12 protein-coding genes are annotated in these 16,407 nt (G+C 62.3%); 5 read left to right on the top strand and 7 right to left on the bottom strand.

Going from position 1 to position 16,407, the window contains the following annotated elements:
- Positions 1–58: 58 nt before the first annotated feature.
- The 7 genes from GM415_RS00390 to GM415_RS00360 form a co-directional block, all read right to left on the bottom strand.
- Positions 59–2,680 (bottom strand): PAS domain S-box protein, encoded by a 2,622-nt coding sequence (locus GM415_RS00390; RefSeq protein WP_158945677.1) that lies wholly within the window; start codon positions 2,678–2,680, stop codon positions 59–61.
- A 153-nt stretch (positions 2,681–2,833) separates the two neighbouring features.
- Entirely contained in the window at positions 2,834–3,748 is a 915-nt protein-coding gene (locus GM415_RS00385) for an ArsA family ATPase (protein ID WP_158945675.1), read from the bottom strand.
- A 14-nt stretch (positions 3,749–3,762) separates the two neighbouring features.
- Positions 3,763–4,053 carry a DUF7990 family protein gene (locus GM415_RS00380; protein WP_158945673.1) on the bottom strand — a complete coding sequence of 97 codons (291 nt, stop codon included), beginning with the start codon at positions 4,051–4,053 and terminating at the stop codon, positions 3,763–3,765.
- Positions 4,054–4,056: 3 nt separating this feature from the next.
- Complete coding sequence (locus GM415_RS00375) at positions 4,057–4,533, bottom strand: hypothetical protein (RefSeq protein ID WP_158945671.1); 477 nt, start codon at positions 4,531–4,533, stop codon at positions 4,057–4,059.
- A gap of 58 nt (positions 4,534–4,591) precedes the next feature.
- Positions 4,592–6,328, bottom strand: a complete 1,737-nt coding sequence (locus GM415_RS00370) for a carbon starvation CstA family protein (RefSeq protein WP_158945669.1) — start codon at positions 6,326–6,328, stop codon at positions 4,592–4,594.
- Between the two features lie 191 nt (positions 6,329–6,519).
- On the bottom strand, positions 6,520–8,235 hold the full coding sequence (locus GM415_RS00365) for a LytS/YhcK type 5TM receptor domain-containing protein (protein ID WP_158945667.1): 1,716 nt from the start codon (positions 8,233–8,235) through the stop codon (positions 6,520–6,522).
- Positions 8,236–8,254: 19 nt separating this feature from the next.
- Positions 8,255–9,031 carry a LytR/AlgR family response regulator transcription factor gene (locus GM415_RS00360; RefSeq protein WP_338419781.1) on the bottom strand — a complete coding sequence of 259 codons (777 nt, stop codon included), beginning with the start codon at positions 9,029–9,031 and terminating at the stop codon, positions 8,255–8,257.
- A gap of 403 nt (positions 9,032–9,434) precedes the next feature.
- On the opposite strand from GM415_RS00360, the gene GM415_RS00355 reads away from it, so the two are divergent.
- The 5 genes from GM415_RS00355 (at position 9,435) to GM415_RS00335 (ending at position 16,405) form a co-directional block, all read left to right on the top strand.
- Entirely contained in the window at positions 9,435–10,100 is a 666-nt protein-coding gene (locus GM415_RS00355) for a 4Fe-4S dicluster domain-containing protein (protein WP_242012300.1), read from the top strand.
- Positions 10,101–10,125: 25 nt separating this feature from the next.
- Positions 10,126–12,270 (top strand): aldehyde ferredoxin oxidoreductase N-terminal domain-containing protein, encoded by a 2,145-nt coding sequence (locus tag GM415_RS00350; protein ID WP_158945665.1) that lies wholly within the window; start codon positions 10,126–10,128, stop codon positions 12,268–12,270.
- Between the two features lie 181 nt (positions 12,271–12,451).
- Positions 12,452–13,849 carry a B12-binding domain-containing radical SAM protein gene (locus GM415_RS00345; protein ID WP_158945663.1) on the top strand — a complete coding sequence of 466 codons (1,398 nt, stop codon included), beginning with the start codon at positions 12,452–12,454 and terminating at the stop codon, positions 13,847–13,849.
- A gap of 167 nt (positions 13,850–14,016) precedes the next feature.
- Positions 14,017–15,159: an iron-containing alcohol dehydrogenase gene (locus GM415_RS00340; RefSeq protein WP_158945660.1), complete on the top strand. Its 1,143-nt coding sequence runs from the start codon at positions 14,017–14,019 to the stop codon at positions 15,157–15,159.
- A 1-nt stretch (position 15,160) separates the two neighbouring features.
- Positions 15,161–16,405: a PAS domain-containing sensor histidine kinase gene (locus GM415_RS00335; protein WP_158945658.1), complete on the top strand. Its 1,245-nt coding sequence runs from the start codon at positions 15,161–15,163 to the stop codon at positions 16,403–16,405.
- The last annotated feature ends 2 nt before the right edge of the window (positions 16,406–16,407 follow it).

The following is a 16,407-nucleotide window of genomic DNA, read 5'->3' as shown; positions in this document are numbered from 1 at the left end:
CGCACAACGCGCGACGGGCATTTCTTGGCGACACATTCCGCTGCGCCCCGGCAACCGCCTATGCTTCGTCTTCCGGCTCTTCCGTGCCGTCGGCCTCCAGGGGCAACTTGACGATGAAGGTGCTCCCCTTGCCCTCTTGGGTGACCACGTCGACCTTTCCCTGGTGCATGTTGACGATGGCGTTATAGGTGATGGCCAGCCCCTGGCCGGTCCCCTTGCCCACCTCCTTGGTGGTGAAGAACGGATCGAAGATTTTGCCGACGATCTCCTTGGGGATGCCCGTTCCTGTATCGGATACCTCCAGGACGGCATATCCCTCATCCTCATATGTCTTCAGGGTGATGGTGCCCCTGTCTTCGGGGGCCTTCCTGGCTGCGTCGATGGCATGGGCGCCGTTGACGATGAGGTTGAGCACCACTTGGCCGATCTCGCCCTTGAGGCAGTTTATCCTGGGCATACTCTCGTCGAGTTCATAGACCACGTCGGCCATGTACTTCCACTCGTTGGTGGAGACCGTGGCGGCGTCGCGCACGATGGTGTTCAGATCGTGGAAGGATTTCCGGACCTCGCCGGGATGGGCGAGCTGCTTTACGGATTGGACGATGTTGGTGATCCGCTTTAGCCCCTCGGCGGATTCCGTCAGGGCGTTGGGCACGTCTTCGGAGAGGTATTCCAGTTCCTTGTCGTCCAGTACGTCGGATACGGCCCGGCGGAGGACATCATCCACGCAGTCGTATTCCTTGCTCTTGAGCTTCTCCAGGAAGGCCCGGGCCCCCTCCAGCATGTTCGCATAGGTGATGAATGCCTCCTCCAGGAACTGGAGGTTGGAGGTCACGTATTGGGTGGGCGTATTGATTTCATGAGCGATGCCCGCAGCCAACTCGCCGATGGATTCGAGCTTCTGTGACTGGCGCAGTTGCGCTTCCACCACCAGTTGATCGCTGATGTCGCGCGACACGCTCACGTAGCCGATGTTTTTACCCGAATCGTCCCGGATGGGAGCTATGGTTGATTCCTGGGTATAACGCCGTCCGTTCTTGTGCTTGTTGATGAAGCGGCCCTTCCATATCTTGCCGTGGCCGATGGTGTCCCAGAGGTCTCGGTAAAAGGCTTCGTCCTGCTCGCCGCTCTTGAGGATGTTCGTTTTTTTGCCCAGCACGCTGAGCCGGGAATGGCCGGTGGTTTCCTCGAAGGCCGGGTTGACGTAGGTGATCCTGGCATCCAGGTCGGTGATGATGATCATCTCGGCAGCCTGGTTGATGGCTGCGGTCAGGCGTCTCTGGGCGAGCTCCGCTTCCTTGGTGGGAGTGATGTCGGTGAAGGTGATGATGTCGCCGTAGATTTCGTCCTTGGAATTGGTCAGGGCCACAATCTGCCCCAGCACCCAGAGGGCGTCGCCGTCCTTGGAGATGAGCCTGAACTCCCGCCTGCCGCGATTCCCCGGTCTCGTGCCGAACCATTGCTGTTGCAGCTCGGGCTTGTCTTCGGGGTGAATCCTCTCGAACCATCCCCTGCCCACGAGGTCTGTGGCCGAGGTCTTGGTCAGGGTGTGCATGCGCTCGTTGGCGTATGTCAGGTTGCCTGTCGGGTCAGTGATCACGATGCCCACGGGCGACGCCTTGGCGATGCCGCGGAACCGCTCTTCGATTTCCTTTTGAGACTCGTTGACGAGGTGGGTGCGGGTGACGTCGTTGCCGATGCACAGCAGCTCGATCAGTTCGCCTTGCTCGTATATTGGCTTGGTCGTCCATGATACCCAGCCTATATTTCCGTCAGCTTTGGAAACCGGGACTTCGGTGCCGAAATGCTTTTCGCCCACCCGTTCCACGAGTTCTTCCAGGGAGAGGGCGTCAGGCAGCTCCATGATGAAGGAGGAGAATCGTTTGCCCGTGACCGAGTCGTCGTCATGCCCGAACAGGGATTCCGCGAAGCCGTTGGCAAAGGTTATCACCCCCCGCCTGTTGACCCTGATGATGATGACGTTAAGTCCTTCAACCAGGTCCCTGTATTTTCTTTCGCTGATCTGCATGTCCCGGATGATCGGCTCGCTGATCTTGAAAAAGATCATGAGGCAGATGACCGTGAGAGTGATGCCCATGGCCATGATCTTGAAATTGGCCTCGATGAACGGTGTCCGGATCTCGTCGATGTCGATCTTCGCGACCAGGCCGAGCGGGGCGGTCCCCAGTTTCAGAGGGGAGTAGGCTGCGAGTACCGTGTTCCCCTTGTAATCCCTGGCCACGATGGTCCCGGTCTTGCCCTCGAGAGCCAGCTTGGCCGGTTCGGTGAGGGGGCTGTCTAGCGGAATGGCCGGCGACCAATGGTTTTCGTCCGTGCCGTGGTCGTCCATGAGGAGCATGCGGATTCCATCCCCCCTGCGTTCAGCCACTACGAACTCGCCGCTGTCGCTTCCCAGCATGAATTGTTTGTGTGAATGGCTCAGGTGGTGGAGGATGACGTGCTGCGAGACCTTGGGGCCGCCGGAAATTTGCAGCTGCAGGGCCAGCCAGCCCATCTCGGATACGAGCGCCGCCTGGCTTTGCACCAGCTCGGAAAGGCGCTTTTCCTGCTCATTCAGTGCCGTGTTGTAGAGAAGTCTGGTGCTGAATGCGGCCATGGCTCCCACCAGCAGGACCATGAGCGAAGCGAGGATGACGAATCGTTTTTTCCGGGCGATCATGCTGCCGATCCTTCCGTTTCTGAAGGTTGTCAGTCGTGCTGCAGGCGGCGACAGGTTTCGTGCCTGCATAAAGGCTCAAGCCGAACCTAGCATGATAACTCGGAAAGGTTCCATGATTTTCCCTGGATGCCCGGGTTTACTCATGGCTTGTGTTCAGGGTGTGCCCTCGAGGAAAGCGAACCCGTCGCCATTGGCATCGAGGTAATCGCCCAAGGTGTCACTGCCGATGAGCGGGACGGGCGAGAGGGGGAGCGGCCGAACCCGGTGGCTGGAGAGGAGCGAAGAACCCCCGTCCCAAGCTGCTCCTTCCGCCACCTTGTTCATGATCACATTGGCCAGCTCCATGCCCATCTCGCCCATGGCCGTGTCGATCCGCTCGGCCTCGGCAAAGGAAAGTCGGTCGGGATTGACCACCAGGTTGACCGAGCATCGGTCCGGCGACCGGAACAGGCCGCGGAGCTCCGTGAAGAATTCGTTCTGCTGGGTCAGCCGGGAGGCCACCTTGTCGCATTCGATCTCTTTTTTGCCCAATTTGATCTTGGTGATGAGCTCCTTCTTCCTGATGATCTCGGAGCGCAGGTCCTGGAGGTGCTCAAGCCAGATGAGCGAGAGCTGGGGCAGGTTGAAGAACTTGGTGGTCAGGGCCGTGGGCGGCATGTCGAAGATGATTGCGTCCGCTTCGGGGAACTGTTTGCGGTAGTGCTGGAAGGCCAGGAGCAGCCCGTATTCCTCGATGCCCGGCGAGTGTTTGACCACGCTCAGGTGCTTTTCCAGGTTGAAGGCGGTCTGGTAGGTGTAGTTGGCCTTGATCTGGGTTTCCACGCCCTTGAGGTATTCTCTCACCCAGCGGTCGATGTCCGCCTGGGCCACGCGCAGGTTCGGGGCCACTCGTTTCGGGTCTCCGGTGAAAGGGGTGTCGAAGATGTCGGTCTGGTTATGGGCCGGGTCCAGAGAGACCAGCAGAACCTCGCGCCCGGTCCGGGCAAGGTGCATGGCAGAGAGGGACGAGGTGGTCGATTTGCCGACTCCGCCCTTGCCCGCGTGGAAATAGTAGTGTTGTTCCGGCATGGTCATCCTTGTGCCTACAGGGCGTCGAACATGGAGAAGAGGTCGGCCAGGGGATCCCTGGACACGCAGACGCGGTTGGTCATGTAGACCAGCTCCTGCTCCATGTCCGGGAGCAGCTCCAGGGAAATATGCATGGGCGGGGCCTGCATGCCCACGAACGCGCCCAGGGTGAGCAGGGCGAAGATGTTCTCCAGTTCCCGGGTTTCCCACTCCAGCCTCTCCGTGGCCTTGGACCGGTGGAGTTCGTCCATGAAACGCCAGCCGTTCTTGACCGCCCGGACGATTCGCTTGCATCCGTTCTTCATGTATCAACCCTTCCCGCCTGCCGTGGGCACGCGGAAGAGGCGCATTTCCTGGGCCACCCGCTTCTGGGACGGGAAATAGTAATAGGCGCCGTACAATGCGGCCAGGAACGCGCCGGAAAAATGGAAAGTGGATACGCCCGCCATGTACCCGGCAGCCGCCGCATAGGGGGCGAGCAGGGCCAGGGACGTGAGGGAGAGCTGGAAGGCGGTGAACGTCTCCGCCTCCACGTGCGGGCTCCCCTCCACCCGCTTGACGAAGCGGATGCGGTAGAGCAGGGGCGCGGCCACGGCCAGGACGATGGCCGCAATGAATGCGGCGGGACCGACGAGGTCGGTGAGCGCCTTGTCCGATGCGGGGACAAGCCCGGCCTGGCGGCAGGCCGCCCACGCGGCAAACAGGATGGCCGCTGGAGTGAGCATGAGCAGGTAGCGGCGGAAGAGTGTTTTCCGGACGGCGTCGATGGCCTGTGCGTCTGCCATTTGATTTCCTTGTTGTCCCCCGGCCGGAGCCTGTCCGGCCGGGGGGATAGGGTTTGGGTTAGCTTGCTTCCGTTGCCGGAGTTCCGGCTTCGGTCTTGAGGAACTTGATGATGGCCTCCGCCGCGACCCACAGGGAGACGCAGAGCACCAGGAGGTTCAGGGAGGACAGTAACATGTTGCCTTTCTCCATGTACATGCCCTGGTTGATCAGGATGGCCCACACGGTCATGGCCCCGAGGAAGATCGCCGGGATGCCGGAGATGATCCAGCTCAGGCCGCCGCGCTGCTTGAGGTAGACGGTCACGGTGGTCAGCACCAGGGCCGCCAGGATCTGGTTGATACAGCCGAACAGCGGCCACAGGGACAGGGCTCCCTTGCCGTCGCCGCCGGACGAGAAGGCCAGGCAACCGGCCAGGAACACGGCCACGGCGGTGGACACGTACTTGTTCTCGAAGATGCGGATCGGGCTGTTGCTGAACAGCTCGGTCAGAGCGTAGCGCTCGATACGTGTGGCAGTGTCCATGGTCGTCCCCGCGAAGGAGGCCACGAACACACCCATGATGGCCAGGGCCACGGCGTGCGGGATGCCGGCGGCCTCGATCATGTTGGCGGCGCCGTAGACAAATGCGGCGATCTTGGAACCCAGCCCCTTGGCCGCGGCCCAGGAGGAGTAGTGGGTGGACCATGCGTCGATGCCGGTCAGGGTAGCGCCTTCGCCGGTGTGATAGCCCAGGCCGATGCCCGCAGCCACGGCCACGATGACCAGGGTGGAGAGCACGGCTTCGGTCAGCATGCTGCCGTAGCCCACGAACAGGGAGTCGTTTTCGCTCTCGACCTGCTTGGCCGTGGTTCCGGACGAGACCAGGGAGTGGAAGCCGGAGATGGCGCCGCAGGCAATGGTGATGAACAGGAAGGGCAGCATGGGCGGCGCGCCTTCGGGAGCGGCCTGCACTGCCGGGGCCACGATGTGCAGCTGGGAGCCTGAGAAGGTGGCGGCGAACACGCCGATGACCATCAGGGCCAGGGCCACCAGGAGCTGGTGGGAGTTGATGAAGTCGCGCGGCTGGAGCAGCGTGGTCACGGGCAGGGTGGACGCGATGAAGGCGTAGACCAGCAGGGCCACAGTCCAGATGCCGGTGGGCGGCAGGCCGCCGATGGCCGACAGTTTGATGGGCAGGTAGGTGCCGAGGACCACGGTGGCGTACATGAGCACCAGGGCGACGATGGACCAGGTCAGGGCGTTGGCCCCGCGGCGGTAGATCATGAAGCCGAGCCACATGGCGATGGGCACTTCAAGCCAGACCGGGAGCACCGAGGCCGGATACATGTTGAAGATGACCGCGATGACCAGGCCGAAGATGGCGGTGATGATCAGCAGGTCGAGGAAGACCACCACGAAGAAGAACAGCTTGGTGCGCGGGTTGATATACTTGGAGGTGATCTCCGAGACGGATTTGCCCTGGTTGCGCATGGACAGGATCAGCGCGCCGAAGTCGTGCACGGCGCCCATCATGATCGAGCCCACGAAGATCCAGATCATGGCCGGGACCCAGCCCCAGATGACGGCGATGGCCGGTCCCACGATGGGGCCGGTTCCCGCGATTGAGGTGAAGTGGTGGCCGAAGATGATTTCCTTTTTGGTCGGCACGTAGTCGACCCCGTCTTCCATTTCCTTGGCAGGCACGGGGGCCTGGCCCGACAGGGCGAAGATTTTCCTTCCGATGTAGCGGCCGTAGAGCTGGTACATGACGATGTACCCGGCAAAGGCCGCCAGCATCATGAGCATGGCATCCATACGTAACTCCTTCGTCTAAAAAGCGGTATGGCGCCCCCTCCCCCCCAAGGAAGGGGGCGCACGCGTCCTGAGACGCCTCCTCTCACAACATCGAAAGGAATAGCTCCAGAGCCGGAAAAAATCTCGGCGCAGGACAGGAATTGCGATTTTGGGGATTGAACTGCGGAAAACCGCGTCTGAAGCGTTGGCGGTTACGCGGCCGCCGAGGCGTACGGAATGGTGAACGAGACGCGTGTGCCCCGGTCCGGCTGGCTGGCGATGGAGAGGGTATGGGCCGGGCCGTAAATCTGCTGCAGCCGCTGGTTGCAGTTGCGTACGCCGATGTGGTCCTCGTCGGCGAATTCCCCCTCGCTCAGGAGCACCTGGCGCAGGGTGTCAGGGCTCATGCCCACGCCGTCGTCGGCTATCTCCACCATGAGCAAGCCGTTGTCCCTGGCGATGCGGATGGCGATGGTGCCGCCCTCGTCACGCCCGAGGATGCCGTGCTTGACTCCGTTCTCCACCAGGGGCTGGATGATCAGGGACGGGATCTCGATGTCCTCCACGCCCTCGTCCAGGCTCCACTCGCTGCGCACGCGGTCTCCGAACCGGGCCTGCTCGATCTTGAGGTAGGAGCGGATCTGGTCCAGCTCGGACCCTATGCGGGTGAAGCCGTCCTCGGCGTCCAGGTTGCGGCGCATGTACATGGCCAGCTCGGCCAGCAGGGCGCGCGCCTTGTCCGGGTTGGTCCTGGTGAAGGAGCCTATGGTGTTCAGGGAGTTGAACAGGAAGTGCGGGTTGATCTGGGTCTGGAGACGGCGGATCTCCGCACTGGCAAGAAGCTGGTTCTTGGTCTGGATGTCCTGGAGCTCCAGCTGGGTGGAGAAGAGCGCCCCCAGCCCCTTGGCCAGCTCGAAGTGGACCTTGTGCAGCTTGATGTCCTCGGTGCCGTAGAGCTTGAGGCAGCCCACGATCTGCTCCCCCTTGCGCAGGGGCACGATGACCGCCGACTGGAGCGGGCAGTCCGGGTGATCGCAGCCGATGGCTTTGGGCGAGCGCAGGAACACGGGTTCGCCGGTCTGCATTACCTTCAGGGTCGCCTTGGTGCGCAGGGGCTGGCCCTGGACATGGTGGTCGTCACCCGCGCCGAGGTGCGCCAGGACGCGGTCCTGCCCGGCAATGTCCACGGCGGCCACGGGCACGCGGTCCCAGATGATTCGCGCCGTCTCCAGGGCGGACTGTTCGTTCAGGCCGAAGCGCAGGTGGGACACGGTCTGGCTGGCGATGTCCATGACCTGGCTGATGCGGCTGGAGTCGCGCCGGGAGCGGTACTCGAAGAGCAGGTACAGGGTCTGGATGAAGAGCACCGCGCCGAAGGTGTTTACCGCGATCATGGGCAGTGCAATGACCTTGACCAGCTCCACGGCCTGCTCGAAGGGCTTGGCCATGGTCAGGACCATCATCTGGTGGATGGACTCGCCCACCAGCGCCACCACGAAGGCGGCCTTCCAGTTGAGGTTGTTTTCCTTGAGGTGCAGGGAGACGTAGCCCGCCGCGATGCCCTCCAGGAAGGTGGCCAGGCTGCACGGGATGGTGCTGAACCCGCCGATGTCGATGAGGAAGCGGTGGCCCCCGGCGATGAGCCCGGCGAGGAAGCCCACCAGCGGGCCGCCGAGCAGGCCGCCGGTGATGACGTAGACCCCGCGCAGGTTGGCGTACGAGTCGAAGACGATGTCGCCGCCGTAGGTGCCCATGATGCCCAGGAAGCCGAAGAGCAGGCCGAGCAGCCAGCGGTATTGCCGCTCGGGCCGCCGGTTGACCCCGAGCTTGCCGATGGGGGCCAGGGTGAGCACGAAGAGGCCGATGGCGAGCATGGCCCCGAAACGGCCCACCAGGGTCATCAGCAGCGTGAGGATGTATTCGAACATGGGGTCCCCGCCGTGTTTCCTAGAGCCCGAGACGCTGCTTGAAGTCCTTGACCCGGCCCCGGCTGAGGGTCAGTTCCGTGGACCCGTCGTCATCCAGGATCAGGTTGTACTTGCCGCCGGTCCAGGGAGAGAACTCCTTGACCCGGTTGAGGTTGACCACGGCGCTGCGGTTGATACGCAGGAATGGCGCGCCCCCCACGCGGGCCTCCAGATCGTCCAGGGTGGCCAGACCATGGCAGGGAAAGCTCCCGTCAAAGGTGTTGACCACGATCTTGCGCTCCACCAGCTCGAAATAGACGATGTCTTCGTAATCGATGAGCTGGAGCCGCCCGTTGCGCTCCACGGTCAGGCGGGGCAGGGGAGCGCTCTCGGGCCTGGCGGCCAGGAGAGTGTTCAACTCCGGCTGCGGGTCGGCCCCGGGCTCCCTGCCGCCTAGCAGGTCTCGGACCCGCTCCACGCTGACCTTGAGCCGCTCCGAGGTCAGGGGCTTGAGCAGGTAGTCCACGGCGTTCTTCTCAAAGGCGCGGATGGCATACTGGTCATAGGCGGTGACGAAGACGAAGAGGGGCGGATCAGGCAGGCAACGCGCCTCCCGGAGCACGTCGAAACCGTCCCTTCCCGGCATCTGGATGTCGAGGAAGACCAGATCGGGCGAGTCGTTTCGGATCAGCTCCAGGGCCTGCCGTGCGGTTCCGGCTTCACGGCACTCTATGTCCGGGAAGCTTGTCAGCAGGTAGGCGAGTTCGTTGCGGGCCGGGGCCTCGTCGTCGACTATGAGCGTGCGTATTTTCATCATGCTGCGGTTTGTCTTGGATTTTAGTCCAGTTAAGCCAGCCTTACTCCCGGCGTCACCCCCGTGTCAATTCCGACCCGGAAGATCCCGGGAGCCGTCTTTTCGAATTCGTTTTCGCTACCGTCTTCCCATGAGGCTCCGAAATATCGAGTCACTCCGACCCGGTCCGTTCCCCCCGTTCGGGTCACTCTGACACGATTCGGAGAACGCTCGCCGAGGCCTGTGGCACCGTTTTTCCTACCCATTAAAATTTTTGTAAATTTTCACAACATGCCGGATTTTCGAATCTAGTATTATGCCCAAATCGTGCAATTTTAATCCGGCCCCGGAGGCCTCCGCCGTGCTGGTCCTGGATTTGCTCAAAAGAGGGCATGCGATTCAATGCGTAACTCAACAGGAGGCCTTTGTGAGCACTACCAACCAACTGAAAAGCCCGGCTCCGGTCACGGAGGAGGCTGCCAGGCAAGAACTGGCGATGGAAGAGACGTCCCTGCCCGAGAAGACGGGGATTTCACGACGCAAGATGCTGGGGTTCCTCGGCGTCCAGGTCGTGGCCGGAACCCTCGCCACCGCGGCCATCGCCGCGCCCAAGAACTTCAAGCCCGAGCACTACAACAGGGGCATTACGCCGGACCAGCTTCCGGGCACCCGCGCCTGGCTCGTGTCGGACCCGACCACCTGCGTTGGCTGCCGGACCTGCGAGATAGTCTGCTCCCTGGGGCATGACGATGCCTGTCAGCCTTCCCTGGCCCGGATTCACACCATCTATGATCCACAGCACACCCTGGCGAAGCTGGCGGTCATGCCCGACGTCTGCCGCCAGTGCAACATGGCCGACTGCTACCTGGCCTGCGAATACGATGCGCTGATCCTGGACCCCAAGACCGGTGCCCGCATCATCGACCCGGCCAAGTGCGAAGGGTGCGGCGAGTGCTTCGCGGCGTGCCCGTACGACATGATCATCGAGAACGAGGAGAGGGGAATCTTCTCCAAGTGCGACCTCTGCGGCGGCGATCCGCAGTGCGTCAAGTACTGCCCGGCCGACGCCCTCAAGTTCATCGAACTGGGCTAATCACAATATGCAAGGAGACAGCACAATGTATGGATGGGCTGGAAAGATTCTGCGAGTCAACCTGGACGACGGCTCCATAAAGACGGAAGATACGTCCAAGTATATCAAGTACACCGGAGGAATCGGCATCGGCTACAAGGTCATCTACGATGAGGCCCCCGCCGTCGATCCCTTCAGTCCGGAGAACCGGATCGTCTTTGCCGTGGGCCCGCTTACCGGGTCCCTGGCACCTTCCACGGGACGTTCCGAGGTCATCTCCATCTCTCCCCACGTCTACGCGCCCGGGTCCAAGCGTCCGCTAGTGACCCGGAGCGGCTTCGGCGGCTACTGGGGCGCCGAGCTGAAGTTCGCCGGCTACGACGCCATCGTGGTCCACGGCAAGGCCAAGAAGCCCGTGTTCATCAATGTGAACAACGACGAGGTCACCATCGAGGACGCCCAGCCCATGTGGGGCAAGGACACCTTCGAAACCCAGGACATGATCAAGGCCAAGGTCGGCGACGAAAAGGTCCAGATCGCGGTCATCGGTCCCTCGGGCGAGAACCTGGTCCGCATTTCCCCCATCATCCACCGCATCGGGAACGCGGCGGGTCAGGGCGGTTTCGGTGCGGTCATGGGGTCCAAGAACCTCAAGGCCATCGCCGTGCGCGGCACCAAGGGCGTGAAGGTGGCGGACAAGAAGAACCTGGTCAAGTACGTGAAGAGCGTGCGCGAGTTCCAGCCCGGTCCGTTGGGCTCCACGCCGCTTTCCACCGGTCCGCTGAGCTGGACCGAGAAGCACATCGACCCCAAGGACATCAACAAGCAGGCCTTGCGCTTCGACCAGACCGAGAGCTGCGCACCCTGGCTGAACAAGTACCATATCAAGTCCCAGTCCTGTTACTCCTGCCCCCAGGGCTGTTACTCGTACATGAACGTGGACGGCATGGGCGGCGGTGCGGTGAGCTGCACCCAGTGGTTCTATTCCTGGATGGGCAACCGCGACAAGGCCACCTTCCTGGCCAACCAGCTGGCCAACAAGCTGGGCATCGACACCTTCGAGATGTTCCCCATGATCCAGTTCGTCTGGCACCTGCAGGACGAGGAGATCGACGGCAAGAGCCTGCTCCGGCACCTCAACGCCCACAAGCTGGTCAGCAATGACAATATGAAGGGTTTGGAAAAGGGCCACTACCCGCCCAAGGGCGACCTGAGCACCGTGGGCCTTGAGACCCTGATGAACATGATCACCTTCCGCACGGACTTCCTGGGCGACGCACTGGCGGAAGGCTTCCGCCGGGCCGTGGACATCATCGCCGCCAAGTTCGAGTCCCTGCACATGAAGGAGGCCGCCAAGCGGGTCCTCTACTTCGAGAACATGGAAGGCATCATGGGCGGCGTCGTCGGCGGCAACGGCGGCTGGGGCATGTCGGCCCACTATGACCCGAGAACCTTCGGCTACTACTGGGCGGTCAACTTCGCGGTGGAGAACCGCGACCCCAACCGTCACTCCATGACCAACCTGCTGGAGTGGACCGGCTTGACCTTTGAACAGGCCCTGCCCGTGGCAACCCGCCACTGGGGACGCGAGATCGCGGAGAACGGCCTGAGCGACCTGCACCGCGATCGCAACGAGCCCCTGACCTGGAACGGGGACAAGTCGGCCAAGGCCAATGCCTACCTGGGGCAGTTCATTCATTATCGGGCTTGCGTCAAGGACAGCATCACGGTCTGCGACTGGGTCTTCCCGATCATGACCAGCGGGCGCAAGGACCGCGACTACGCCGGGGACATCTCCGTGGAATACAAGTTGTTCGAGCTGGTTACCGGGGAAAAGATGACCCAGCAATCGCTCGACGACAAGGCCGCGAGGATCTGGGTCCTGCACCGTCTGCTGACCGCCATAGAATGGGGCGGCGGCAGAAAGGTCAACCTTCGCAAGGAACACGACCAGTTGCCTCCGCACTTCTTCGCAGCCGTGGAGACGCGATTGCTGCCGCCTTACCCACCGGCGGAACACCCGCATCCGCCGCTCGTCCGCGAGAACTTCGAAGCGGTGAAGGACGAGTACTACAAACTCATGGGCTGGGATGGAGAGACGGGGCTCCCGACCAGAAAGACCATGAAGCGGCTCGGCATGGAGGACGTGATCGCCTCCTTCGAAAAGAAGGCGTTCCGTCTCCCCTCGTGATGATGGATCAATGTTCCTGAGACACCTCCTCACATAGGAACAAAACAAGCCCCCGGCTTCCCCTTCACCGTGCGCCTCGCGGGGAAGCCGGGGCGATTCATGGCACAAACGAAGCATCTCGGCCAACTGGAGGTGGGTTGGAATTCCGACCGAGCCCGTGCTCTACCAGGAGGTTTTTCGCATGAAAGTGTTGTTGCTGACTCCGCCCGCGCCCAAACTGCGTAATCCGGCCACGGCCGAAGTGGACCTGTTGCCTCCCAAGACCTGGGTGCCGCTGGGCATCGCCTATCTGGCCGGCGCGCTCCGCATGGACGGGATAGAGGCCCATTGCTACGACCTCCACTCGTATACCTGGATGGCGGCGGCCGAGCTGCTGGAGCGCGAGCAGCCCGACGTGGTGGGCATCAGTTGCTTCACCCTGGGGCGCGCCCACGCCCTGCGTCTGGCAACCCTGGCGCGGATGGTCCTGCCCGAGGCCCGCATCGTCATGGGCGGACCTCACGCCACGTTCTTCCCCGGCCACATGCTCAGGAACAAGGCCGTGGACGTGGTGGCCCTGGGAGAGGGCGAGGAGACCATCGTTGAGCTGGTCCGTTGCTTCGAGCAGGGGGGCGACGTGCATCGCGTGCGCGGGCTGGCCCTTCGGGCCGGGAATTCGTTCGTCAGGACGCCGCCCCGCAAGCGGGGCACCGTGCTCAACGGCCTGGCCCTGCCGGTCTACGATACCTTCGATCTCTCCGAGTACAAATCCCCGGAGATTCCCCCCCAGTACCAGGGACTGACCGGCACGCACATCCTGACCTCCAGGGGGTGTCCGTTCCAGTGCAACTTCTGCTCGGTGCATAGCTTTTTCGACGGACGGTGGGCCTCCCGGTCGCCCCTCAACGTCATCGGCGAGATCGAGATGCTCATGGAGCGGTTCGACGTGCGCCACATCTATTTTTCCGACGACCTCTTTTCCCTGAACCGGGAGCGGGTCATCTCCCTGTGCCGGGAGATCATCGACCGCAAGCTGGAGTTCCTCTGGATGGCGGAGACCCGGGTGGATCTGGTGGACGAGGAACTCCTTGCCTGGATGCGCCGGGCCGGGTGCTATCGCATCTACTACGGCGTGGAGTCCGGCAGTCCCCGTGTCCTGAAGACCGCCAACAAGGGGTTTACTCCGGACCAGGTGCGGGACGCCTTTCGCTTCACCCATCAGGCCGGCATGGAGCCCTGCTGTTTCCTCATGGTCGGCAACCCCGGTGAAACCATGGACACCATCGGGGAGACCGTGGAGCTCATCCGCGACATTCGTCCCGCCACCATGCCCATCCTGGGCATCAACACGATTCTGCCCGCCTCGGCCCAGTATTCACGGGCCAAGGAGTTGCGGCTCATCTCAGACGAGTACTGGCTCTCGGACGAGGCCCCGCCGCTCTATACGGCAGAGCACGACGTGGATGACCTGATCTACATGCAGATGATGCTGACCAAGGGCATCGCACCCGAGGTCTATGCACACATGTGCGAGATGGGATTTGACGAGAAATACTTTCTCATGCGGCGCATGGCCAGGGATTTCGCCGCCCGGACGTAGGGATACAGGGCACGGTTCATTGCGATTTTTTCGCAATTATCCTTGCCAGTTTCCCCTAGTCGGGAGAATATGGACCGGAAAGGTCTCGGCTTCGCGCCGAGGCACAGGAGCTTTTCGGAGCGGAGGGAACGGGACGGGCCGGTGTGGTGAAGCAAAAGGAAACGAGTGTGGATGTATTCAAGTTTGCGACGCCGGAATTCATTTTCGGCCGGGGGAGCCTTCAGTATGCCAGCATCTGCGCCAAGCGGCTGGGCGCGTCGAAGATTTTCGTCGTTTCCGACCCGGGCGTGGAGGAAGCCGGATGGGTGGAGAAGCTGTTGGACGTTCTCAGGGCCGAGGACCTCGATTTCGTCTACTACTGCGACGTGTCGCCCAACCCGAGGGATTTCCAGGTCCGCAAGGGGGTGGAGCTCTACCAGCGGGAAGAGGCCGACGTCATCATGGCCCTGGGGGGCGGGAGCCCCATGGACACGGCCAAGGGCATTGCCCTGATCGTCAGCAACGGCGGTGACATCCGGGACTACGAAGGGGCCAATCAGGTTCGCAATCCCTTGCCGCCCATGGTGTTCATACCCACCACCATGGGCAGCGAGTCGAACATCTCCCAGTTCACGGTGATCACCGACTTGGAGCGCCGGGTCAAAATGACCCTGATCAGCCGGACTCTGGTGCCCAATATCTCCATCTCCGACCCGTTGCTTCTGGGCACACTGACCCGCGAGCTGCTCATTCCGCCCCTGTACGACTCGCTGGCCCACGCCGTCGAGTCCTACGTCTCGCCCATTGCCAACCCGTTCACCGAGGTCTGGAGCCTCAAGGGGCTGGACCTGCTGATCCGGCACATCCGCCCGGCTCTGGAGCACCTGCATATCGACGACCTGGAGCAATTGGCCATCGCCGGGTCTTCCTCGGGCATGGCTTTCACCAACGCCAGCGTGGGGCTGGGGCACGCTCTGGCCCACTCCCTCGGCGGCATGTTCGACGTGGTACACGGCACGGCCCATTCCCTACTGCTGCCCGTGGTGATGCGCTACAACCTGCCGGCATGCAAGGAGAAGATGGCGAAGATTGGTGAAATTATCACCGGCAAGCGCTACGGGAGCGACGAGGAGACGGCCATGGCCGGCATCGCGGCCCTGGAGGAACTGCGCGAGGAGTTGGGAATCCCGTGCCGTCTGCGCGAGATCCTGCCCGACAGGACCATGCTGTCCCAGGCCAGCCACAACGCGGTCAAGGACATCTGCATGCTGACCAACCCGCGCGAGGCCACGTGGAAGGACATCCTCAACCTGTACTACGAGGCGTGGTGATATGACACGGCACGGATCGGACGAAGGGGGCGGACGCGGCAGGAAGGCGGGTATCGAGGACATCATCGGAATCGACTCCATCAAGCTCGGGTTCTTCAAGGAAGTCCAGAAGACCATCAACGAGCTCAAGGCATCGAACATTGAACTTGAGCAGAAGCGGCGCGACGTTCAGGACATTCTCAACGGCATCCCGGACGTGGTGGCCGTGGTCTCGCCGGACTACCGGCTGCTCTCGGTCAACAACGCTTTTTTCGAGACGTACCGGAGCCCGGACGATCCGTTGGGCGAGCCCTGCTACAAGGTCTTCAAGGGCGCGGACGGGCCGTGCTCGCCGTGCCCCCTGCTCATGGCCCGCAAGGAGGGCAAGAAGGTCTGCCGCCAGTTGCAGATCATGCAGGTGGACGGCGAGAACCGGCAGATCGAGTGCTCCGCCGCGCTCATGTCCGGGACCGAGGGCAATCCGGACAAGGTCCTGCTCCTGCACCGCGACGTGACCATGGAGAAGCAGTATCAGGCCAAGTATTTTCAGGCCGAACGCATGGCGACCATCGGCGTGCTTGCCGAGGGCGTTGCCCATGAGATCAACAACCCGCTGACGAGCATCAGGGGGTTTGCCGAGGCCCTGTCCGGGTACATGGGACGGCTCGGCTCCTGCCTGCGCGAGGGTGAGGAGTGCACCGACCTGCTGGAAGTCTTCGCCGAGTATCTCGACATCGTGCTCAAGGAGTGCAACCGCTGCTCCGAGATCGTCCAGAACCTGCTCTCTTTCGGGCACCGCGACGTGCGGGCCATGACCATCGTCAACGTCAACAACATCATCCTCAACTGCCTGAAGCTGCTGCATCCCAGGCTCTCGGCCCTGCCGCCCGGGATCATCTCGCTCTCCCTCTCAGATGAAGAACCGTGCGTCATGGGACACCCCGGCGAGCTCATGCAGGTGGCGCTCAACCTGATTCTCAACGCCCTGTACGCGGTGCGGGAGTCGGGCTCCATCACCATCGATAGCGAGGTGGAGGGGAGCATGGTCCTGCTTCGGGTCATCGACACCGGCCATGGCATCGCCCAGGAGAACATCGACAAGCTGTTCGAGCCGTTCTTCACCACCAAGCCGCCGGGGCAGGGCATCGGCGTCGGTCTTTCGACCTGCTACAACATCATCAAAAAGCACGGCGGCGAGATCACGGCTTCGAGCGAAGAGGGCGAGGGCGCGGTCTTCGAGGTCATTCTGCCTTTCTTCAGCGAATAGGG

Source organism: Pseudodesulfovibrio cashew (assembly GCF_009762795.1).
Taxonomy (GTDB): domain Bacteria; phylum Desulfobacterota; class Desulfovibrionia; order Desulfovibrionales; family Desulfovibrionaceae; genus Pseudodesulfovibrio; species Pseudodesulfovibrio cashew.
This window is presented reverse-complemented; position numbering and strand designations above follow the sequence as displayed.

Excerpts from the sequence above, each read along its gene's own strand:
- GM415_RS00390 (WP_158945677.1), bottom strand. The coding sequence starts at position 2,680 with ATGATCGCCCGGAAAAAACGATTCGTCATCCTCGCTTCGCTCATGGTC.
- GM415_RS00385 (WP_158945675.1), bottom strand. The coding sequence starts at position 3,748 with ATGCCGGAACAACACTACTATTTCCACGCGGGCAAGGGCGGAGTCGGC.
- GM415_RS00380 (WP_158945673.1), bottom strand. The coding sequence starts at position 4,053 with ATGAAGAACGGATGCAAGCGAATCGTCCGGGCGGTCAAGAACGGCTGG.
- GM415_RS00375 (WP_158945671.1), bottom strand. The coding sequence starts at position 4,533 with ATGGCAGACGCACAGGCCATCGACGCCGTCCGGAAAACACTCTTCCGC.
- GM415_RS00370 (WP_158945669.1), bottom strand. The coding sequence starts at position 6,328 with ATGGATGCCATGCTCATGATGCTGGCGGCCTTTGCCGGGTACATCGTC.
- GM415_RS00365 (WP_158945667.1), bottom strand. The coding sequence starts at position 8,235 with ATGTTCGAATACATCCTCACGCTGCTGATGACCCTGGTGGGCCGTTTC.
- GM415_RS00360 (WP_338419781.1), bottom strand. The coding sequence starts at position 9,031 with ATGATGAAAATACGCACGCTCATAGTCGACGACGAGGCCCCGGCCCGC.
- GM415_RS00350 (WP_158945665.1), top strand. The coding sequence starts at position 10,126 with ATGTATGGATGGGCTGGAAAGATTCTGCGAGTCAACCTGGACGACGGC.
- GM415_RS00345 (WP_158945663.1), top strand. The coding sequence starts at position 12,452 with ATGAAAGTGTTGTTGCTGACTCCGCCCGCGCCCAAACTGCGTAATCCG.
- GM415_RS00335 (WP_158945658.1), top strand. The coding sequence starts at position 15,161 with ATGACACGGCACGGATCGGACGAAGGGGGCGGACGCGGCAGGAAGGCG.